Below are 22,249 nucleotides of genomic sequence, written 5' to 3' on the forward strand. Positions count from 1 at the left end.
TTATTTTTCTAACTTAATTTTACAATTCGCGATAGTAAAAAGAGCCGTCACGGAAAATCCGTCACGGCTCTAAACAAAATATGAGAAGCTGTTTTTGTTTGGCTATTCTTATTACTTGATGCAGGGCAGCTTGTCAAGACTTCTTTACATCAAACTTTTTAATTTTACATTAGGATATTTATCCGCAAACCAGCGTTCTGCAAATTGGTTCTCGAATAAGAACAATGGTTGGTCGAAACGGTCACGAGCCAAGATATTGCGGCTTGAACTCATCTTCTCATCCAAATCTTCTGGATCGATCCAGCGAGCGATTTTGTGTCCCATTGGAGACATGATTACTTCGGCGTTATACTCATTTAACATACGATATTGGAATACTTCGAATTGTAGCTGACCAACAGCTCCAATGATATATTCTTCCGTTAGATATGTTTTATAAAGCTGAATCGCTCCTTCTTGAACTAATTGATAGATTCCTTTGTGGAAGGATTTTTGCTTCATGACATTTTTTGCAGTCACTTTCATAAATAGCTCTGGAGTAAATGAAGGGAGTTCTTCATAAGCAACTTTTAGTTTTCCTTCGAACAATGTATCCCCAATCTGATAATTACCTGTATCATATACACCGATGATATCGCCTGCTACTGCTTTTTCGACGTTTTCTCTCGAATCTGCCATAAATTGTGTGACATTGCTTAATTTCAGTTTTTTATTTGTACGTTCCAAACAGACATCCATTCCTCGTTCGAATGTTCCAGAACAGATTCGGACAAAAGCGATTCGGTCACGATGGGCTGGATTCATATTTGCTTGGATCTTGAATACGAAACCTGAAAATTCTTCCTCATAAGGACTTACCATCTGATCATCTTGTGTTTTGTGTCCATAAGGAGCTGGTGCCAATTCAACGAAAGTCTCTAAAAAAGTCTGTACACCGAAGTTAGTCAATGCAGAACCAAAAAATACTGGTGTCTGATCGCCACGAGCAATTTTTTCTTGATTAAATGCATCTCCAGCCTCTTTGATTAGTTCTACTTCTTCTAAGACTTGTTCATATAAGGAATTTTCAGTTAGAGGATGATTTTCGGGAAGCAGTCCATCTTCATCCAATTCTACTAATCGTTCATCCTGATAATTTTCCGGACGATAAAACTCTACACGATTATGGTAGATATCATAAAGACCTTCTAGCCCTTTACCCATACCGATTGGCCAATTCATCGGATAAGATTCGATATCTAATAGCTCTTCTAATTCTTCTAACAATTCCAATGGTTCACGACCATCACGATCTAGTTTGTTGATAAAAGTAAATATCGGGATGCCACGTTTTTTTACAACTTGGAATAATTTCTTTGTCTGTGCTTCGATCCCTTTTGCACTATCGATTACCATAACCGCACTATCCACGGCCATCAAAGTACGATAAGTATCTTCAGAAAAATCTTCATGTCCTGGTGTATCCAAGATATTTACTCGTTTCCCTTGATAATCAAACTGCATAACAGAACTAGTAACAGAAATCCCACGTTGTTTCTCGATTTCCATCCAGTCTGATTTGGCAAAATTACCTGTTTTTTTGCCTTTTACGGTCCCGGCTTGACGGATAGCCCCACCAAACAATAGTAATTGTTCTGTAATCGTTGTTTTCCCAGCATCCGGATGGGAAATGATCGCAAAAGTTCTGCGATTGTCCACTTGTTGCTTTAATTCTGGATTATTCATAACCTAACTCCATTTCTTCCATTCAATTATTTATATTTTCTCTAGGCACAGATTGTCCGATCTCTTAAAGAAAGACAATTTCATATAGGGCTGTGACAAAAGCCGTGTAGCAGTCTCTTTTTCCGAGTAAACGGCGTTCTAGAGACAGCCTATCAGCAATAAGCCCACCCAAGCCAAAAACACGAGAAGCTGTTTTTGCTTGGCTGCTCTTATTACTTAATGCAGGATAGCTTTTTCACAACCTTTGTCAACTACTACAACTGAATCAGTATAGCATGGATTCAGCGAATGAAAAAGCCACCAAACCATAAGAGTCAAATATTTTTTTGTCAGCTGACTAAAAGAAAAGACGTGTTGCTTGTTTATTCAAGCAACACGTCTTTCATAACCAAGTTTCCAATTATCTTCTTGGCTCGTCATCTTCGAATTCTTTTCTGAAGTATCTTCGTTCTTCTTCAGGTTCCGCTTCTGTTTCTTCCGGATCATGAAAAATGACACGGATTTTAAGGATTCGAGAACCTTCCATTTCTTCAGAAACCAGCGTAATATTATCGACATCAAACGATAACTTTTCGCCTTCATCCGGAATCATGCCTAATGCTGTAATCAAATAACCAGCCATCGTATCTACATCACTCATATGCAGATCGCTGTCAAAAGCTTCATTGAACTCATCAATCAGCATACGTCCTTGGATGATATATTCGTGTTCATCGATTTTTTCATAAAGATTCTCAACTTCATCTGATTCATCATCGATTTCTCCGACGATTTCTTCTAAAAGGTCTTCTAGTGTTGCTAACCCAACGACGCCGCCATATTCATCTAATAAAATAGCCATCTGATTCTGCGTCTTTTTCATTTCATATAACAGATCATCAATAAAGACCGTTTCAGGAACGAATAAAGGCTCCTGCATGATTTTCTTGATATCTAAATTATCAAAGCCGAATTTATGGGCAGCTTTTAGTAAATTCTTTGTATGAAGGATTCCGACTACTTTATCTTTGTCTTCGTTATAAACAGGGATTCTTGAATAGTTTTCGGATAAAACTTTATTCACATTTTCTTCCACAGTGTCGTTGATATCAATCATAAATGCATCCGTTCGTGGGACCATGACTTCTCGGGCAACTTTCGTATCAAGAGAAAAAACCCCTTGGAGCATTTCTAATTCTTCATTATTCAATACGCCTTCGTTTTCAAGCATATAACGCATTTCATCTCTGGTCATTTTTGAATCTTCATCATCAAAAGTCATCGGCGTGATACGCGCCAATAAACTTGTGGAAGCAGAAAGCAGCCAGACGAAGGGCTTAGCTACTACACCAATCAAGCGTATCAGCCCTGAAGTGAACTTTGCGACTTCTTCTGATTTATTTAAAGCAATACGTTTAGGGTACAATTCTCCAAAAACAATTGATACATAGGTCAAAATAGCCAGCACAATGATATTTGCAATATTTTTTGCCGCTGTGCCGCCACCTAATACCGGAGCTAACCGTTCCGATAAAGTATTAGCTAGTGAAGCACCAGACAAAATGTTGACCAAAGTGATTCCTACTTGGATTGTCGATAGGAAATTATTTGGATTCTGCAATATTTTTAAAAGCTTTTGAGATTTCACATCTCCTTCATCAGCTTTTTGCTCGATTCGATTCTTATTGATCGAAACAACAGCAATTTCGGAAGCTGCTAAAAAAGCATTGATCAATGTCAAAACGATCAATAATAAAATCTGCGCTAACAGCGACTGACTCTCAGGGTCAGCATTCATAATCGCATTCTCTCCTTATAAAATTAATTTTTAGTTTACGATAGAAAAAAACGTGGCACTATAGCCACGTTAAAATGGTATCACAAAGCAATTTTCTTTGCAATAAAAACAAGTGTACTAAAACTACCTACGAGGTCGTAGCAATTTTCTTCTTGTTTTCATTTTGCTTGTCTTCTTTGACGCTTTTGATTATATAGGAAATGATCGTCTTGCAGATTGCGTAAAAAGGAACACCTAAGAAGATACCAAGCAATCCGGCAATATTTCCAGCTACTAGAAGAACGATAATGATCGTTAATGGATGGATTTTCAGTGATTTCCCAATTACATTAGGATAAATGATATTCCCATCCAACTGTTGGACGATTAGCACAACCACACAACAAAGTAATGCTTTTACCGGATCATTGAAGACTGTTACTAGAAATGCAGGTGCTAGTCCTAGATAAGGTCCTAAATATGGGATTAGGTTTGTCAATCCCGCAATGACCCCAAATAAGAAAGCATAATCCACACCAATTACCATATATCCTAAAAATGTGAAGGTACCAACGAATAAACATTCGATTGCTTGTCCGCTAATGTAATTAGCCAATGTTTTATTCAGTTGCCCCAATAACTCCACAATTTGGTTTCTTCTTTTTTCTGGGAAAAACTGTTGGATGTTTGGCACTAGTTTTTCTCCGTCTTTCAACATATAGAACAAGATGAATGGTGCTGTAATGATTACTACGGTTGCCGAAGCGATCGTTCCAACGATCGAACCTAAACTATTGGATACTCCACTAAGGAATTGCTGAATGATTGTCCCGTAAGAAATGTCTAATTGCTCAAAATATTTATTAATATCTACTTCCTTGAACAAAGGCAATTCGGCTACCTCTTTCAACCAGCTTTCTACCTGTTTGATGAAATCAGGCATATTAGATCCCAATGAGGAAATTTGCTGTACTAGACTTGGGATGACACTAAGTAAAATCCAAATAATTGCTGCAACTAAAAGGAGCAGCACAATTGCGACAGCCCATATTCTTTTGATTTTTGCTTTCATCAACAGCTTGACAATAGGATTCAATAAATAGTAAAGAAAGCCTGCAATCAGTACAGGTGCAAATAACGTGGAAAAAAATGTCCCGATCGGTTCGAAAATAAAGTTTATTTCTGATGAAATCATGATCAATGCAGCTATGATTAATAATTCAAGCGACCAAAACATTAGTTTAGACTGTCTAAGTTTTTCAAACAATAGATTTCCTCCTTTCTTTCTTACTAGTATATATTATATTCGTTAAAAATTCTTTTATTCTTTTTTTATTTTTGAAAACTTGCCATACTTTTTATTTGTTTTATTTTCCAGTATACTATACGAAAGGAAGGTGGCTAGACCATGAAAGTTGTACAAACAAAAGATACAATGAGCAATATTTACTTAGATGCTGTACGGATCAGGCATCAAGTTTTTGTAGTCGAACAGGGTGTGCCTTTGTCTCGAGAAATAGACAAAGATGAAGCCCATTGTATCCACTTCGTCCTGTACTCAGATAAAAAAGAACCGCAAGGAACTGTACGTCTTTTGCCTTTAGAAAACGGAAAAATGAAATTACAGCGGATGGCGATTCTTTCTGAATACAGACACCAAGGGTTAGGAAAAATACTGATTGAAGAAGCAGAAAACTTTGCTAAGAATCAAGGCTATAATACGATTTTATTAGGGGCACAGTCCACAGCTGAAACTTTTTACGAAAAACTAGGATATACAGCTTACGGCGATCCTTTTGAAGATGCTGGCATGCCTCATATTTATATGAAAAAGACTTTATAAAAATTTATTTCGAAAAAAGCAAAAAACAGCAAGCTTTTGAGAAAAATCTCTCACTGGCTTACTGTTCTTTTTTGTGTTTACTTACGCGACAATTGCTTGTAACGGTTATACCAAATATCAATATAGCCTTCCGAGAACGGGCCATCTCCATTATTGATCCAGTCAACCAGAATCTTCACATTTTCTTTTAGGATGAAGTCAATATCGTTCGGATAATTCATCATTTTGCTGTGCATCTCATATTCATCGACATCCAATAGTCGTTTCTCGCCGTCAGGAAATACCTTGATATCCAAGTCATAGTCGATATATTTCAAGGCCTCATCGTCCAGCAAAAAAGGTGAAGCTAGATTACAATAATAGGAAACCCCCTTTTCTCTGATCATTGCTATTACATTGAACCAGTATTTTTTATGAAAATAAACAATCGCTGGTTCGCGCGTTACCCATCGGCGTCCATCAGATTCAGTGACTAATGTGTGATCATTCACGCCGATCATAGAGTGTTCGCTTGTTTTTAATACCATGGTATCTCGCCACGTTCGATGCAATTTGCCGTCGTGCTTGTAACTTTGGATCGTCACAAACTCTCCTTCTTTTGGAACTCCCATAGCAACCCTTCCTTAAGCAGCATTTTGTGCTTTGTGTTTGGGTGTTCATTACACCGACATCATAATTATTATATCAATAAAAATGAGCTTTGCCTAGAAAGGATTCCTTTTGTTTCGATTTTTCTCTAACTGATCTACCAGTTTCATTTGGACCTTAGGAAAAACGACCGAATCAAATGCATCAGGCTTCAACCACTTCGAAGTTTTGTTCTCGGTAAATTCTTGTTCTGCTCCCTCGGTTGCCCGTCCGTAAAAAAGGAGAACATGCCATTTCAGATGACTAAAAATATGAGTAACTTCTCCTAAATGTCGTGTCTGCCAAACAAAGAGTTCCTGCTTTTCAAATGGGAGATTTTGCTCTTCTTCTGCTACTAGGTCATCAAACAGATCGATTTCTGGCTTTGTTTCCCATTCTTTTTTCAATCGCTCATACTCCTCTTGTGTCACTTCCATCATTGGAAATGTCCACATATTCGCCAGCAATTTTTGGCTATCTCTTTCTTCAAAATAATACGCTCCAGAATGATTTTGAAGAGCCGCACTGATATAATAAACGTCTTTTGGCTTTGCTTTTTTTGTTTTTACAGGAAAACTCGTTTGGATTCCTCGTTTGTTAGCTAAACAAAAGGCTTGGATCGGACAAGTCTCACACTTTGGAGAAGTTGGTGTACAGATAGCTGAACCTAGATCCATCATTGCTTGGTTGAATTCGCCTGGATGCTTTTCATCAATGATTTTCCGCATCGCTTCATCAAAGATTTTCCTGCTAGAAGCTTTTGCGATGTCTGCTTCAATGCAAAACAATCTGCTGACTACTCGCATCACGTTGCCGTCAACTGCGGGTTCTGGAAGTCCAAATGCGATACTTGCAATCGCTCCTGTCGTATAGGGGCCTATTCCTTTCAATGAGCTGATTTCTTCAGGCGTTTGCGGCATTTTTCCGTCAAATTCAGACATGATCTGTTTAGCAGCAGCTTGGATGTTTCGGGCTCTTGAGTAATAACCAAGGCCCTCCCATGCTTTTAAAAGCTTTTCTTCTGGAGCATTTGCTAACTCTTCAATTGTAGGAAACCATTCCATGAAACGATAAAAATAATCGATCACTGTGTCTACTCTGGTTTGCTGAAGCATGATCTCAGAGATCCAGATACGATAAGGATCACGATTATAGCGCCAAGGCAGGTTTCTTTTTTCTTGTTCATACCATTGAATGAACTGATCTTGAAATTCTTTTGTTTCTTTATCTGTCCATTTTTCCCATTCTTTATTCACTTTCCTCTTCCTTTTCCGTAATGAATCGCTGGATCATATCCAAATCAAATCCTTTTTGATATAAGCTTTGCTTTACTTTTAGATTTCTTTTTTTAGGTTCAAATCTTAAATTTCTTCGCCATAGTTTATCTCCTTGTTTGACTAAATAATCATATTCTATTTCTTGATCTGCTTCTTGCGGAAGATCAGCCATCGCTTGTTGGATCACTTCTTGAGAAAAGCCTTTCGTCATCAATGTTTGTTGGATTTTTCTCAATAATTCTTTTTGGCTTTTTCCGTGATTTTTTCCAAACGCTTTTTCGGCTGTCTGATGTGCATTTTGAACTTGGTCTTCAAATGTATATTGGCTGAGCGCTTGTTCAATGATTTCAGGTTTCAAACCTTTTTGCTGCATCTGCTGCGCTAATTTCTTTGGTCCTTTGTCACTTAAGCGTATATTCGTGCGCACATAACTTTCCCCATAGACCAAATCATCGACAAGGTCCAATTCTTTTAAGCGGGCTACGATTTTATTTCGATCTTCTTGAAGGATTTCCTTTTCTTTTAAGTATGTTCGGATTTCTTTTTCCGATCGCAACTGATAACTTAAGTAATTCATTGCTAGGTGAAAACCGAAATCAGCTCCGCTACTCTTCTTGATCTCTTGGATAGTTTCTTCGTCTAATTCCCGTCCTTTTAATAATCGATAGCGTACTAATACATCTTCAGATACTTGTAAAGCTTCTCCTTCAGATAAATCTACGCGATAGAAAGGGCCTTTGCCTTTACTGATTCTCGTAACGGTTAACATAAACATCCTCCTCGAACATATATTCTCTATCATACCACAGAAAATCCCCGTAATCAGGTATTATATGTTAGAATAAACCACAGAAAAAAGAAAAAAGGGAGATACTTATGGCAGAAACAATTGTCAAAACTGGACAAACGGTTCCTTTGAAAATCAAGCGTTTAGGCATAAATGGTGAAGGAATCGGTTATTTCAAACGGTTGATCATATTTGTTCCATATGCACTACCAAAAGAAGAAGTACTAGTGAAAATCACGAAAGCAACCCCTCGCTATGCAGAAGGAGAATTAATAAAAGTCAAAAAAACAAGCAAAGATCGCGTAGTGGCACCATGTCCTGTTTACTATGAATGCGGTGGCTGTCAATTACAACACTTAGCTTATCAAGCCCAATTGGATTTTAAAAAGGATCTGCTTTTGCAAGCATTGGAAAAATTCAAACCAGCAGGCTTTCGATCTTATCAACTTTTGCCGACGATCGGGATGGATGAGCCTTGGCATTATAGAAACAAAGCACAATTTCAGTTACGAAAAAATAAGCAGACTCAAAAAATTGAAGCTGGTTTATACGAAGCAAACTCTCATCAGTTAGTCCCTATAACAGACTGCTTGGTTCAAGAACCTCGAACACAAAAAGTAATGAATACTGTTGTTCAACTATTGAATAAATTTGATGCACCCATCTATGATGAACGGACAAACAGTGGAATCTTCCGCACAATCATGGTTAGAATCGGTGTCAAAACTGGGGAGTTACAAGTTGTTTTTATTACTCGCAGTAAAAAATTCCCGCAAAAAAACGCAATGATCCGTGAGATCAATGAACGACTGCCCGAAGTTGTTTCAATCATGCAAAATGTCCAGGCACAAAAAACGTCTCTCGTGATGGGGGATGAAACGATCCACTTATGGGGAAAAGAAGCCATTGAAGAACAAATCAATGAAGTGACTTTCGATCTTTCTCCTCGTGCCTTCTTTCAACTCAATCCTCAGCAGACCGAATTGCTTTATGGCGAAGGAATTAAAGCATTAGATGTCCAGCCTAATGAAACGATCGTGGATGCTTATTGCGGAGTTGGGACGATCGGCTTAAGTGTAGCAAAACAAGCCAAAGAAGTACGGGGAATGGATACCGTTCCTCAAGCAATCGCTGATGCAAAAAAAAATGCGGAAAGATTAGGATATCACAACACTCGATATGAAGTCGGGACAGCAGAGCAAGTTCTGCCTAAATGGTTGAATGAAGGTTTTCAGCCTGATGGTATCATCGTAGATCCACCACGTACGGGTTTGGATAACGCATTGATCCAATCATTATTGAAATACCCTCCAAAAAAACTTGTTTATATTTCCTGTAATGTTTCTACACTTGCCAGAGATCTGGTTGATTTAAGTAAAAAGTTCAAGATTGAATATTTACAGTCTGTCGACATGTTTCCTCAGACTGCACGTTGTGAAGTTGTCGTGAAGATGACGAGACTCGCTGACTAAATGAAAGAGGTTGTGAAAAAGTCTGCCCTGTATCAAGTAATAAGAACAGCCAAACAAAAATAGCTCTTCACGTTTTATGAATACTGTACTTGTGACCGAAGAGTTAACAGGAGGACACTATTTATTTAAAAAAAGGGTTGTGACATAGTTTTTGTCACAGCCCTTTTTGATTATTATTGGATATTCACGTCTATCACTTGATAAAATGCATTTGTCGTATCGCTGATATTCCATACTGCTAAAATCACATTATATCCTTTTCGATCCTGCGGAAGTGTGATCGTTTGGTTGACTGTTTTTGGTGGAACAGTTGCTTTGTCGTCTATTTTTGTGATCAATTCAAAATCACTAAATTTCAAAGGTTGATTAGGATTCCAAGTTGGTTTGGTAATGTAGTAATCCCAAGTACTTGTCCGATGTTGTGCTGTTAAATTCCAAGTAATATTTAATGTTCCTGGATTAACCATGTTTTTATGCCATCTGTTAGATGTCTGTTCATCTAAAGGCTCAAAGCCGCTGACTCCTGCACTAGCAATTTTTCCATCAATGAATGTATTTTTGGTAGCTTCGATACTTTGCGGTTCCCATTGTGCTCTTCCGACATTTTGATTTAAGTTTCCTGCTGCTGATGTTCCTAGGTATGCACGGCTTCCTGGAGAAGTAATATAACCATGCGCAAAACCTGGAATGCTAAAACCGAACAACCCTAAACTAACTAACCCAATAAACAATAACGTACTAATCTTTTTCATGTAGAAACCTCCTTCATTTGATAACCGCATTGTAAACGCTTTATTGCATTAACACAAACATTATGATTTTATAATTTTATGTTGAAGTAAAAAAGGTGAAAAAAGTAAGATGCAGATTATAACAGAAGTAGACGAGAAAAGTACAAATAGAAAACATGAGAATCAAATCATATGATCTTTTTCAAAAACATCATTCATATAAACAAATGTTCAACTTTTTAATAACAACAATTATCAATTTTTTTCTTACTTCACAAACTAAATACAGGTCTTGCTGTGAGCCTTCATGGTAAACTACTATTATAGAAAGGAGTTAGTAAAATGAAGATGATAAAAGATATTCGTTTTTGGGTTTGTGTTATAGGAATTGTCATATTAGGCTTTTTATCAGGGTTGCTTAGCGGAAATCCCGGAGAATATTACTATTCTTTGCAACTTCCACCATTTGCACCACCTAGCTGGATATTTGGGCCGATGTGGACCTTACTGTATATATTGATGGGTATTTCTCTTTATTTGTTACTTAATCACAACAACAAAAAACAGCGAAACAATCTTGTCGGTCTTTTTGTGATTCAGTTCATTTTTAATTTTATATGGTCTGCTCTATTTTTTAATTTAAGAAATATTTTCATTGCAGCAATCGATATTACACTTTTAGTTATTTTCTTGTCAGTGCTTATGTATCAGTTGTGGCTGCATCATCGCCTGGCAATGTGGCTCATGATTCCTTATTATTTATGGGTACTATTCGCAACTCTATTGAATTATTCAATTTATTTTTTAAACTAAGCGCTAAAAAGAGACGTCCTGTAATTTAACACATAGAAAAAGTGCCACCTAAGTTAGATTTTTTGTCTAATTTAGGTGGCACTCTTTATTAACCAAACTATTTTTTTCTAGTACCCACTTGTTGTTCCATACTCATTATTCTGGTCATAACCATAACCATTTTGTTCCTGTCCAGCGTAAGGATCATAACTTTGAGTATCTTGACTTGGTGTATAGTACTGACTTGTATCTTCTGTTTGCTGATAATAGGTGTTCGGATCTTGGTACTGATCATATGTGTTTTCTGAATAGGAAGAATAATCGGTGTACCCTTCACTATTCGATCCATCACCGTTTGTCGAATCGCCATCTTCCGAATCATCAAAGAACATCATTGAAGCATTCTCATTTTTCAAATTAGGTAATGTATCGCTTGTTTTTATATTTAATTGTTTCTTCAGTTCATTTTGGATCGAAAGAAGATCATTTTTTCCTAAAATTTGATAGTAGATATCATTGATCATTTGTCCTTCGCCTTGCAACTGGTCTTGTTTGATTGTTTCAAACGCCGGGGTGTAGTTCGTCGCTACATCAAGCATGTCATCCCAATCTAAGTCCGTCGTCACATTGTTCTCAACTGCTTTTAAAATTTTTCTATAATTGCTTACGCCATCTAAACTTAAAACTTTATTGACGATTTTCGTCACTACTTCCCGCTGACGACGTTGTCGACCGATATCGCCTTCTGGATCTTCGTGTCGCATTCGAGAATAGGCTAAACCTTTTTCTCCATTCAATGTTTGTTCACCTACTGGTACATGGACACCATCCAAAGTAAAGTCAATTTTATTATTCACTTTGATGCCACCGACCGCATTGATCAAATCTTCCATGCCATCCAAATTGATCGTTACATAATGATCAATAGGAATATCGAGCAGTTGCTCAATTGAATCCATGGCCATTTCGACACCACCAAATGCATAGGCATGATTTAATTTATCTACCGTTCCATAACCTACGATATTCGTATAAATATCTCGGTCCAAACTGATGATCGTTGATTTTTTTTGTTTCGGATTAACTGTTACTACCATCATCGTATCAGAACGTCCTTGTTCCGTTCTTCCTAATCCACCGGTATCTAAACCTAATAGCAAAACCGAAAAAGGTTCTTTGTCATCAATGCTTACTCTCTCAGAACGTTTGGAGGATATTCGATTAGAGTTTTTAGAAATTTTGTTTACTGTTTGGCTCGCTTCTCCCATAAATCTGATTCCGTATGCTGATAATCCGGCAATCAGCAAAACGAATACCCCTAACAAGGTTAATAGAACTTTTTGCCATCGCTTCATAATACACCTCTGTTTCACATTTTCTAAAATATTGTCTCATATAACTGTTCAATCAGCAAATTCACTTTTTAATCATAAGAAAACTTTAAAAAACATTTTTGTGTAACGATTATTATTTTTTAAAATTTCTCAAAATTCTTAACTATCATACCATACCGTGAAAAAGATCGAAAGACCGAATACACGCAGTTCACAATCGTTTTATCTTTTTTTATGTATTTTTTCCAGAAAAAGCGAACAACAAGGTATTTTCCAAATAATCGTGCAGTAAAATGATCGCACATACCTTTCTCATCTTTTTAACAGTCTTTGCCTACCGTTCAGATTATCATTCGATTTCACGAAAATTTCTTCCTATGACTGTTCCTTTTGTTAAACCCATCTTCTATTCGTTTTATTTCCAGCTCACTGCATGGCTATTAAAATGACTCGAACTAGTGATTGCATTACCATCATCTTTTAATGGATAGATATGCTCCTCTTCAAAGTAAAACGATTTTCTTTTAAAGTAATAGAATTGACATGAGAATGAGTATGTATACTAGTGGTTTCACAAATGGTCTTTTATTCAACATCCAAAAAACTGAAATTTCTTTAAAATCCATTACTAACGAAGAAAATGTTCCTTGCTTGATAATTAGTTAGGACATGTCAAGTGAACAAATGCATTTACTTAGCCAAAAAATCTAAAAACTTCATAAATAGACAAAAAGACACGACTCTCTAAGAAGTCGTGTCTTTATTCAACAAATTATTATAATTTAGTCACTTCAGCAGCTTGAGGTCCGCGTGCACCTTCAACAATCGTGAATTCTACTTCTTGACCTTCTTCTAGGCTCTTGAAGCCGTCTCCTTGAATTGCTGAGAAATGAACAAATACGTCATCTCCGCCGTCTACTGTAATAAACCCAAATCCTTTTTCATTGTTGAACCATTTAACCGTTCCGTGTTCCATAAATGTATAGCCTCCAAAAAAGTTCTTGCAAGTAACCTTGCAAGAACATTATACCCAATTTAGAAAACGCTAGCAAGCTTTCGCTCTTTTATTTTCCAAATTATTTTTAAGACTGATATGACGGAGGAAATGGTTATTTTGCTGCTTCGAAACGTTTGTTTACTTCATCCCAATTAATAACATTCCAGAATGCTGCAATATAATCTGGTCGGACATTTTTATATTTCAAATAATAAGCATGTTCCCAAACGTCCAAACCTAGAATTGGTGTCTTTCCTTCCATCAATGGAGAATCTTGATTTGCAGTAGAGGTAATAGCTAATTTTCCATTTTCCATTACAAGCCAAGCCCATCCAGAACCAAATCGTCCAACGGCTGCTTTTTTGAATTCTTCTTTAAAAGAAGAAAAATCACCAAAAGCTTCATTAATCGCTTCTTTTATTTCTCCTGTAGGTTCGCCACCAGCATTTGGTGCCATGATTTCCCAGAAAAATGAATGGTTAGCATGTCCGCCACCATTGTTACGTACAGCTGTCTTGATATCTGTTGGAATAGCGTCCATATCAGATAATAATTCTTCTATTGTTTTTTCGCCTAATTCTGGGTATTTCTCAATTGCTGCATTTAAATTCGTCACATAAGTATTGTGATGCTTATCATGATGCAGATGCATCGTTTCTTCGTCAATATAAGGTTCCAATGCGTCATATGCATAAGGTAGATCTGGTAATGTGTAAGTCATAAAAAAATTCCTCCTCAATGTTTTCTTAATAATGTCTACATTACAAAGAGTAACAAAGAGAAGGAAATTCTTCAATTGTTATGCCTAGTCGTCTTTTTCACTTTGACCTACTTCTTCTTCAAAAACCTCAGTTTCTTTAAAAATAAACAACTTGCTGAAAATATAGTTCGCTAGGATAACAATAATTTGAGTGATGATTTTCGCCACATACTCATTGCTGTTCATAACATTGATCAACAATACCATTGCCCCCATGTCCAATCCGTAAGAAAGGATACGGTAGAAGAAGAACTTACCGCATTCAATAAGTGCATGTGTAAAATTCGGTGATTTTGAATGGAATACCCAAAGTTTGTTCGTTACAAAAGCAAACAATACAGAACAAAACCACGAAATAGAATTGGATAAGGCCATACTTAAATCAAAATATTGGCGTGCGAGAGCAAAACTAACAAAATTTACAATCGTAGCCAAACCACCAAAAAAGAGATAGACTAGTATCTCCCAATATCCTTTTGCTTCTAAATATCCTTTTAACTGTCGATACTGCTTCATGAGCCAACCTACCTTATTAAAAATTCTTATTTATCATACTCTATATTTCAATAACTTTCATCTTTATTTAAAAAAATTAATTTTTTTTGATCCTTTGCCTTTGTCTCTGCTTGGATCGTCACATGTGTAATACCATATTTTAATTTTAATAAAGAAATTATACGAGGATATATCTTTTCAATCTCGCTTAGTAGCTGATCTTCAAAATCAATATGTCCGTCGAAAATAATTATCTTTTCGCTATACTGCCAAATATGGACATGATGAACATCCTTTACCCCATCGATTGCTTCAATTTCTTGTTCCATTTTTTCATAGTCGATAGCAGGTGCACTTTGTATCAAAATAGCGGCAGCTTTTTTGATCACCATTATCGCTTCTATCAATATATATATCGAAATGATCAGTGTAATAACTGGATCGATCCAGTAGATATCGAAAAAACGGATCAAAATTGCTCCGATAATCACACTTACCGAAGACAGTGTATCACTTAACAAATGCAAATAACTAGATTTTATATTCAAACTTTCATCTGCTTCTTGTCGTAATAATAATACTGAGAACAAATTCGCGAGCAATCCAATAACTGCTACTGTTAGCATCAAATGACTATTTATCTTTTCTGGTGAAGTGAACCGCTTGAATGCTTCAACGGTTAAAAACAAGGATAATATGATCAATATGAATGAGTTGATGAAAGCACTCAATATTTCTAAACGCTGGTAGCCATACGTACGTTTTTTATTTGCTTCTTTTCGGGCCATTTTTTGTGCCCCGTAAGAAAAAATAATTGCCAATGTATCACTAAGGTTATGGAAAGCATCTGAAACAAGAGACAAACTCCCTGACATAATCCCTCCAATAAATTCTGATAAAGTGATCACCGCATTCAAAACCACTACTCCAAATAGTTTTTTTGATGATCTCTGTGGCTGTGTAGGCACTATTCCTTCCTCCATTTTATTTATATTGGATAGTCTTTAGACAAGAATAACATTTTTTTGATATTTCACCAATCATTCAGCTGTTTCCCTAAAGCACTTGTATTTCACTTGATACTTCGCTAGAATTGCAAGTGATGACACTACTAGATGAGGAGTACTTATGACAACAAAACAATTAATTATCAGTTCCTTTATACGATTCAAAGACCTAAAGGAGGCGAGAAATGTCCCATTTTGGAAAGCCATTGTCTATCTTTTAGTTTTGAGTATAATTATGGCTTTGCCAATCTCTTTTCAAGTTTTTCAAGTCTTAAACAACATTCAATTGGATGGGCAAAAGATTGCTACTCGCATTCCTGATTTTACAATCCAAAACGGGCAGCTTCAAACCGAAGAAAAAGAAGGATTCATTTACCAAACAAACTCCATTATCTTCACATTTGATCCAGAGGGAAAACGAACAGAACAGGACATCTCTACTGATTTGATGGGGAATTTTGTTAGTGTCGGGATGTTAAAAGACAAACTTATCATTGCTCTTCCCAATACAGGCACTACCTCTGCTTTATTGAATAATAATCAGTTAGAACTTCCCTACACCAATGAATCTTTAAAAAATTTAACAGGTAAGCAGCTTCGATCCTTCTTAAGTGAAGCATCTATACCGATTTGGGTAAAAGCCCTGACCTTTCTATTTTCGATTTATCCTAGTTTCTTGAATCTGCTGATCACTTTACTATTTGCCAATGTCGCTGCTTTTCTCTATGCACGCTTTCGACTAACAAAAGCTACTTTCCTTGATTGCTTGAAGACATTGATTTATTCAATCTCATTACCGACTATCATTGCAACACTCTTGATGATCTTTCTCCCTTCTTTTGACACTAGTGCATTTATTGCTTTTGCAGGTATCTTTATTTTTGCTCAAGCTGTCAAAGGATGGTCAAAAATATCGATCAGTTAGAAATACAGACAACTTATTATTTCAACTTCAATAAACTCTTTTAGAGGTTGTGGCAGAAGCTACTTCTGGAACACCGTTTATTCGGAAAAAGAGTTGTGACACATCTTTTGTCACAACTCTTTTTTATTTATACAATATTAATTTCTAAAAAAGCATGGCACTTCAAAGTTCTTCTTATATGCGCTACACTTAAAGTAAAGAAAGGCGGGTAATTAACTATGTCAGAAAGAATCATTTACGCAGATCGTCCATTTCGTGACGAATTTATCGAAGAAATCCATACTATAGCGCCTGGTTATGTCTTCAAGACAGAATTACAACCAGAAGATCTACCAAATGTAGAAATCAGTTTGGGTTGGAACTCAAACTATCAAGAAAAACTATTAGCCTCTTCTAACTTGAAATGGGTACAGTCTATCTCAGCGGGAGTTGATCAACTCCCCCTTGAAGCATTTTCAAAAAAACATATCTTACTTTCAAATGGAAGTGGTATCCACAGTGAATCGATCACCGAGCACGTATTAGGAATCATTCTAGGTTATTCTCGCGGTCTTTTCCAAGCACAAAGGGCACAGAGTGAAATGAAATGGTTAGGTTCCTCAATCCATTACCAACCTATCCAAGGGAAAAAAATATTAATCATTGGAACTGGCCATATTGGAAAAATGATTGCAAAGAAAGTCAAAGCATTGGATATGATTTGCTATGGAATCAATACATCCGGTCATCCAGCAGAAGGAATGGAAAAAACTTTTTCTTTAAAGCAACTTCAGGAAGTTCTTCCTGAAGTAGATTTCGTCGTCAATATCTTACCTCTAACGGAGGAAACAACTGGACTCTTTGATCAACACATATTTGAACACTTTGATTCAAAAGCTGTATTTATCAATGTCGGTCGTGGCGCTTCTGTTAAAACGCAAGATTTGATACAAGCATTAAACAAGCAGCAACTTTCCTTTGCAGCATTAGACGTTTTTGAGGAGGAGCCTCTACCACAAAATCATCCTCTTTGGAAAATGGACAATGTACTGATCACGTCCCATATTGCAGGTTTGACACCTGATTTTCAAAAGAAATTAATGTCTGTTTTTTTAATTAATCTAAAAAGCTACCTTGCTACTCATGACCTTCAAACCAATCAAGTCAAATTGTCTGCAGGATATTGATAGCTGAATCAGCCTATTTTAAGCAAGAGGGTGTGACAAGTTGTCACACCCTCTTGCTTCTATTGTTTTTTAAAGTGATAGGTTGGTTCTTCTAGTTTTGGATCATAATCTACAAGTAAATTATATCCTTTAAAAAACCATTCATCTGCATCCTCAATAAAAAACAGTGTCCCATCTATTTCCACTTTCTTGACAGGATGTTCAGGCTGTTCCACTGACATCCCAATCGAAAAACCATCATGAACTTCTGTTTTGCCGTAGACTTTTCCAAAGAAACGTATTCCGTAAGTTTCTGGCAGATCGATTTCTGATTCAAACCATTTTTGTGCTTTTGGCGTTACTGTTAATTCCATCCTAACAACCTGCTTTCTATTGATTCATCTTATCGTCTAAAATATCCACATCGCCTGTCTCACCAATTACTAGCAGATTATCGTTTTCACGAACATATTCATCTGCTGCAGGTGAAGCGATCACCGTTTGATCTACTCTGCGAATTGCAACTACTGTTAAGTCAAAACGTTGTCTGAAATTTAATTCAGATAATGTTTTATTGAAAAATTTAGGATTGGATACTCGGATTTCTGCTAAAGAATATTTATCTGACAACTCTAGGTAATCTAAAATATTCTTTGATACTAAATTGTGCGCAATCCTTATTCCCATGTCTCGCTCGGGATGGACGACGCGATCAGCTCCGATCTTTTCAAGTACTCTGGCATGATACTCATTTTGGGCTTTTGCTAAAATATTTGGTACGCCCATTTCCTTTACCATCAGAGTAACTAAGATACTCGCTTGAATATCTTCTCCAATAGCGACAATTACATGATCGAAATTTCTTATGCCTAATGATCGAAGTGTCATTTCATCCTGTGCATTTGCCACAACAGCATGAGTGGCTATATTCATATATTCATTGACCCGATCTTCATTACTATCAATAGCCAGCACTTCTTGACCAGCTTCGATCAGTGTTCGGCAGATACTTCCGCCAAATCGTCCAAGACCTACAATTGCAAAATTTTGTTTCACCGTTTTCCTCCTTTAGTATCTTCTTTTCTCAGTATAACAAAGCCTTTACAAAAACAAAAGCAAGCATTCTTTTGCGGAAAAAGAGGTTGTAAAAGAGACGTTCAACCTTGAGCGACGACAAAATCGTGCCTTATTACCGATAGTAGTCTCTTGAATACCGTTTATTCGGAAAAAGGGACTGCGACACGACTTTTGTCACAGTCCCAAACTTTCCCCACTATCTTTCTTGTATAGTTTGTTTCACTATAAATTTTCGCCAGTCACACTCTCTACAATTCCTTTGGCGATCATGTCGATATTATTTCGGATATTTGCTACATCATTTGTATTCGTTATGAAGCCTAACTCAGCTAAACGGTAAGATATGCCTCTTGATTGCAATACATTCATGTTTAGTAAGTCAGCTCGCAGGTTGATTCCTCCTGTGTTTTGTACCGATCCCCAAAGACCTACATAATTTCGTATGACATTGGCGATTGCATAATTTTGTGCAGTCAATGAGTTCCCATTACGATGAGCGATTACATGACCGCCAGTGCTAACCCCAATGACGCCACTGTCTAAATGAAATTCTGATACAGAAGAAAATGAACTGCTAATCGTATATGCACCTTGCATACGTTGAGAATCTTGATACATATCTGCAGCTGTATTATAAAAAGTGATCCGATTCCTCGTTAAACGAGCAGCCCATTTTTGTAAATGAGGCATCAATTCTCCTCTAGTAAAATCACGCTCATTGACACCATTATAAGAAGCTCCAGGATCATTGACTCCATGTCCCATCACAAATAGATGATTAATAGATGTCTGATAAGGATTCGTAGTTGGTCCAAGGGCTGCTGCACCTTTTTTGACAATTACGACTTGGATTGCTTCCATTTGTAAACTTAAGCCAGTTGTTCCAGCATATTGATCATTTTTTGCCCAATCTAACCAGCCAAGACTTGCCGAGTGAACACGATAATAAATATCATAAATATGATTTAATTGACCAGTTAAGCGAATACGGATTGCTTCCATTCTCAATTTTTGATTTGTTGTTCCCGAAATATTGTTGTTACTAACGTAATTTTGCCAGCCAATTGAACGAACATGGCTACTATATTCTATATTTCCTGAAAATGATGTATTCGAAATATTTAAACGAATTGCTTCCATTCTAAGTCCTTTGCCAACTGTACCTGCGGTTAATCCATTCGTTTGGCTATTTTGCCAGCCAATTGATTGATTGTGTGTTTGATAATTTAAAGTCGGAATTGTAATTTTTCCTTGATCATAATAGGCCATACCAATTGGAGGAGCTGTTTGTCCTTTAGGTACTAACTTAACTTGCATTGCTTCCATCGCAAAACCAAATCCTGAACTACCTGCCTCTTCGCCATTTTTGGTCCACCCTAACCAACCAAAATAAGCAGAATGAACGCGATAATAAATATCATAAAACCTACTTAGTTCTCCTGTTAAGCGAATACGTATAGCCTCTGTTCTTAGCTTCTGATTAGTAGTTCCTGATATTTCACCGCTCTTAACATACCCCTGCCATCCAACACTTTGAATATGACTATTATACTCAATAGAACCAGGTATCTTATTACCAGAGATGCTTATTCTTATTGCTTCTATTCTTAAACCTTGGCCAACAGTACCTGCTGTTGCACCATTTGTTTGATAGGACTGCCATCCAATGGATTGACTATGTGTTTGATAATTTACATTTGGCAAATCTAAGGTATTTTTATCATAATAAGCTGTGCTAATTACTGGACCATCCATATTTTTACCCACTAATTGTATTTGAATTGCTTCCATGGCATAAGAAAAATCAGTACTACCTGCCTCACCATCATTTTTTGTCCATCCTAACCAGCCAAAATTTGCTGAATGAACACGATAATAAACATCATAATATTGACTTAACTGACCTGTTAAACGAATACGTATAGCTTCCATACGAAGTGAATTTCCCGTTGTACCAGAGTTACCACCATTTCTAATATATGATTGCCATCCTTGTCCTTGAATATGACTGCTATATTCAATGTCACCATTTAATGAACTGTTGTTCACTTGAATTCTAATAGCCTCTATCCTTTTTTTCTGTCCAGTTGTTCCAGCAACTTCTCCATTAGCAGTTGGTGTTTGCCAACCAATATCTTGTACATGTGTTTGATAGGTGATCGTAGGAGTCGCAGCTAACGCACTTCGTCTATTAATTGGTGAACGATCTGTGGTTTCGTCAGAAGTTTGTGCTGTTTCTTTTGTCTGAGATTCATTTTTTTCAGCTTCTACAATGACCGTGAATTCACCGAGAGCTTTTTCAGCGTTCTTCAACTCTACCTTAGCTTCCCCAGCTTCTTTTGCTGTTACTTTACCGTTCTCATCTACTTCTACTACTGATGGGTCAGAAGATTCCCATAGCGGATCTGATATGATACTTCCATCGGGGACACTCGTGTACGCAAGTTGTTTTGTTTCTCCTTTCTTCAATACTATAGATGATGAATCAGGTACGATAGAATCAGCCTCTTTTTGTTCTGGTTCCATATATTCGACCGTCACTTTTACTGTCAATGTTTTTTCTGCTGCTTCTTCTAATACTGCGTCGTCTGAAAAATATACTTCATAAATATAGCTTAATGGAGTCTGTTCGCTTGAATAAAAGTGACTCCCATCATACTGCCATTTCTCTGTTTCTAAAGTCATTTGTTCTTTCTCTGGTTTCAGCGTTTCATCATTTATTTCCCATTTATTATCCATTTTGTTTGCAATACTTGTAACCGTTTGATTTTCTCCCTTAAAATACGTTAATTCGCTATTTTGGGAAAGATCAATTTTTGAAAGTTGGTTAGATGAAACATCTAAATACGCTAATTTCTTTAATTCGTGTACATCTAATTCTTTCAGCTCATTGTTTTGTACTTCGATCTTCGTTAAATTTTTAAAGAAATTGACTCCCTCTAGTGTCTGTATCTGTAACCCTTCCAAGTTTAACTGTGTTATTTCCAATAATTCATTTGATAAGTAACCATCTTTATCTGTATCAATCATTTCCAACAACCAATTTCGAAAATGATCATCAGGAAAATTGCTTTTATTGATTTCTATTTTTTCTGTTATTTCATTATTTTCTGAATATTCTCCCGAGTCTTCTTCCTTAGCTGAGTCCTGTGGCAAGGAGTCGTTTGTACTTTCATGGGTCGTCGACTCACTCATTGGTTGTGTGGAAGTCTCTGTTGTATGTTCCGTTTTTAGCTCATCAGAAGTGCTGCTTTGAGTAACAGCATAAGCATTTGGCGCAATTGATCCTGTCAATAACAACAGGCTTAAGAATAGTCCTATCCACTTTTTCTTCATAATTTCCTCCCTCGTTCTTTCGCTTTTCGGATAAAGTTTTCTCCTATTACTATTAAACTATAAAAAAAGAAAAATGAACAGTTGGTGAACAGAGAAAGAGATTAAAAACAGGATGAATCCTTTATTTTATGTTATGATTTGTCAAATTAAGCTAGAATAAAAT

Annotated in this window: 20 protein-coding genes; 5 read left to right on the plus strand and 15 right to left on the minus strand. The window is 36.6% G+C overall.

Translation table 11 applies throughout. From position 1 onward, the window contains the following. Positions 1–144: 144 nt before the first annotated feature. From HMPREF2731_RS04940 to HMPREF2731_RS04950, 3 genes are all read right to left on the minus strand, one after another. Complete coding sequence (locus HMPREF2731_RS04940) at positions 145–1,725, minus strand: peptide chain release factor 3 (protein WP_002290823.1); 1,581 nt, start codon at positions 1,723–1,725, stop codon at positions 145–147. Between the two features lie 400 nt (positions 1,726–2,125). Then, positions 2,126–3,502, minus strand: coding sequence for a hemolysin family protein (locus tag HMPREF2731_RS04945; protein ID WP_002290822.1), 1,377 nt, complete (start codon positions 3,500–3,502; stop codon positions 2,126–2,128). Between the two features lie 127 nt (positions 3,503–3,629). Continuing rightward, a complete protein-coding gene (locus tag HMPREF2731_RS04950) occupies positions 3,630–4,748 on the minus strand; it encodes an AI-2E family transporter (protein WP_070872437.1) in 1,119 nt (372 codons plus the stop codon). A gap of 141 nt (positions 4,749–4,889) precedes the next feature. Here HMPREF2731_RS04950 and HMPREF2731_RS04955 point away from each other — a divergent pair, with 141 nt between their 5' ends. Further along, positions 4,890–5,324, plus strand: coding sequence for a GNAT family N-acetyltransferase (locus HMPREF2731_RS04955; protein WP_002290819.1), 435 nt, complete (start codon positions 4,890–4,892; stop codon positions 5,322–5,324). A gap of 77 nt (positions 5,325–5,401) precedes the next feature. Here the strand turns inward: HMPREF2731_RS04955 and HMPREF2731_RS04960 are convergent, their stop codons facing one another. From HMPREF2731_RS04960 to recX, 3 genes are all read right to left on the minus strand, one after another. Next, positions 5,402–5,935: a nucleoside tri-diphosphate phosphatase gene (locus HMPREF2731_RS04960; protein ID WP_002290817.1), complete on the minus strand. Its 534-nt coding sequence runs from the start codon at positions 5,933–5,935 to the stop codon at positions 5,402–5,404. Between the two features lie 93 nt (positions 5,936–6,028). Beyond that, complete coding sequence (gene mutY, locus HMPREF2731_RS04965) at positions 6,029–7,207, minus strand: A/G-specific adenine glycosylase (protein WP_002290815.1); 1,179 nt, start codon at positions 7,205–7,207, stop codon at positions 6,029–6,031. Continuing rightward, the gene (recX, locus tag HMPREF2731_RS04970; protein WP_002318634.1) at positions 7,200–7,997 is read right to left on the minus strand and encodes a recombination regulator RecX; all 798 of its coding nucleotides are present in this window, start codon (positions 7,995–7,997) and stop codon (positions 7,200–7,202) included. The genes mutY and recX overlap by 8 nt, the downstream gene beginning before the upstream one ends. 107 nt (positions 7,998–8,104) lie before the next feature. Here recX and rlmD point away from each other — a divergent pair, with 107 nt between their 5' ends. Continuing rightward, on the plus strand, positions 8,105–9,487 hold the full coding sequence (gene rlmD, locus HMPREF2731_RS04975; RefSeq protein WP_002318633.1) for a 23S rRNA (uracil(1939)-C(5))-methyltransferase RlmD: 1,383 nt from the start codon (positions 8,105–8,107) through the stop codon (positions 9,485–9,487). A gap of 173 nt (positions 9,488–9,660) precedes the next feature. Here the strand turns inward: rlmD and HMPREF2731_RS04980 are convergent, their stop codons facing one another. Further along, on the minus strand, positions 9,661–10,239 hold the full coding sequence (locus HMPREF2731_RS04980; protein WP_002292856.1) for a lytic polysaccharide monooxygenase auxiliary activity family 9 protein: 579 nt from the start codon (positions 10,237–10,239) through the stop codon (positions 9,661–9,663). A 321-nt stretch (positions 10,240–10,560) separates the two neighbouring features. Here HMPREF2731_RS04980 and HMPREF2731_RS04985 point away from each other — a divergent pair, with 321 nt between their 5' ends. Beyond that, on the plus strand, positions 10,561–11,031 hold the full coding sequence (locus tag HMPREF2731_RS04985; protein ID WP_002292857.1) for a TspO/MBR family protein: 471 nt from the start codon (positions 10,561–10,563) through the stop codon (positions 11,029–11,031). Between the two features lie 107 nt (positions 11,032–11,138). Here HMPREF2731_RS04985 and HMPREF2731_RS04990 read toward each other — a convergent pair whose 3' ends face one another. The 5 genes from HMPREF2731_RS04990 to HMPREF2731_RS05010 form a co-directional block, all read right to left on the minus strand. Beyond that, positions 11,139–12,365 (minus strand): LCP family glycopolymer transferase, encoded by a 1,227-nt coding sequence (locus tag HMPREF2731_RS04990; protein WP_002295400.1) that lies wholly within the window; start codon positions 12,363–12,365, stop codon positions 11,139–11,141. A gap of 754 nt (positions 12,366–13,119) precedes the next feature. Then, positions 13,120–13,320, minus strand: coding sequence for a cold-shock protein (locus HMPREF2731_RS04995; protein ID WP_002292860.1), 201 nt, complete (start codon positions 13,318–13,320; stop codon positions 13,120–13,122). Between the two features lie 133 nt (positions 13,321–13,453). Then, complete coding sequence (locus HMPREF2731_RS05000; RefSeq protein WP_002292861.1) at positions 13,454–14,062, minus strand: superoxide dismutase; 609 nt, start codon at positions 14,060–14,062, stop codon at positions 13,454–13,456. A gap of 84 nt (positions 14,063–14,146) precedes the next feature. After that, complete coding sequence (locus HMPREF2731_RS05005) at positions 14,147–14,617, minus strand: GtrA family protein (RefSeq protein ID WP_002292862.1); 471 nt, start codon at positions 14,615–14,617, stop codon at positions 14,147–14,149. Positions 14,618–14,664: 47 nt separating this feature from the next. After that, positions 14,665–15,579, minus strand: a complete 915-nt coding sequence (locus HMPREF2731_RS05010) for a cation diffusion facilitator family transporter (protein WP_002317368.1) — start codon at positions 15,577–15,579, stop codon at positions 14,665–14,667. Positions 15,580–15,724: 145 nt separating this feature from the next. On the opposite strand from HMPREF2731_RS05010, the gene HMPREF2731_RS05015 reads away from it, so the two are divergent. Beyond that, positions 15,725–16,528 (plus strand): DUF1189 domain-containing protein, encoded by an 804-nt coding sequence (locus tag HMPREF2731_RS05015; RefSeq protein ID WP_002292866.1) that lies wholly within the window; start codon positions 15,725–15,727, stop codon positions 16,526–16,528. 218 nt (positions 16,529–16,746) lie between these two features. Continuing rightward, positions 16,747–17,694: a phosphoglycerate dehydrogenase gene (locus HMPREF2731_RS05020; RefSeq protein ID WP_070872439.1), complete on the plus strand. Its 948-nt coding sequence runs from the start codon at positions 16,747–16,749 to the stop codon at positions 17,692–17,694. Positions 17,695–17,753: 59 nt separating this feature from the next. Here the strand turns inward: HMPREF2731_RS05020 and HMPREF2731_RS05025 are convergent, their stop codons facing one another. The 3 genes from HMPREF2731_RS05025 to HMPREF2731_RS05035 all read right to left on the minus strand — a co-directional run bounded on the left by HMPREF2731_RS05025 (position 17,754) and on the right by HMPREF2731_RS05035 (position 22,086). Then, entirely contained in the window at positions 17,754–18,047 is a 294-nt protein-coding gene (locus HMPREF2731_RS05025; protein WP_070872441.1) for a HesB/YadR/YfhF family protein, read from the minus strand. Between the two features lie 16 nt (positions 18,048–18,063). Next, complete coding sequence (locus HMPREF2731_RS05030; protein WP_002292869.1) at positions 18,064–18,729, minus strand: potassium channel family protein; 666 nt, start codon at positions 18,727–18,729, stop codon at positions 18,064–18,066. 243 nt (positions 18,730–18,972) lie between these two features. After that, positions 18,973–22,086 carry an N-acetylmuramoyl-L-alanine amidase gene (locus HMPREF2731_RS05035; protein ID WP_070872443.1) on the minus strand — a complete coding sequence of 1,038 codons (3,114 nt, stop codon included), beginning with the start codon at positions 22,084–22,086 and terminating at the stop codon, positions 18,973–18,975. Positions 22,087–22,249: the final 163 nt, after the last annotated feature.

It is taken from the genome of Enterococcus sp. HMSC072F02, assembly GCF_001837725.1.
In the GTDB taxonomy this organism is placed as follows: domain Bacteria; phylum Bacillota; class Bacilli; order Lactobacillales; family Enterococcaceae; genus Enterococcus_B; species Enterococcus_B lactis.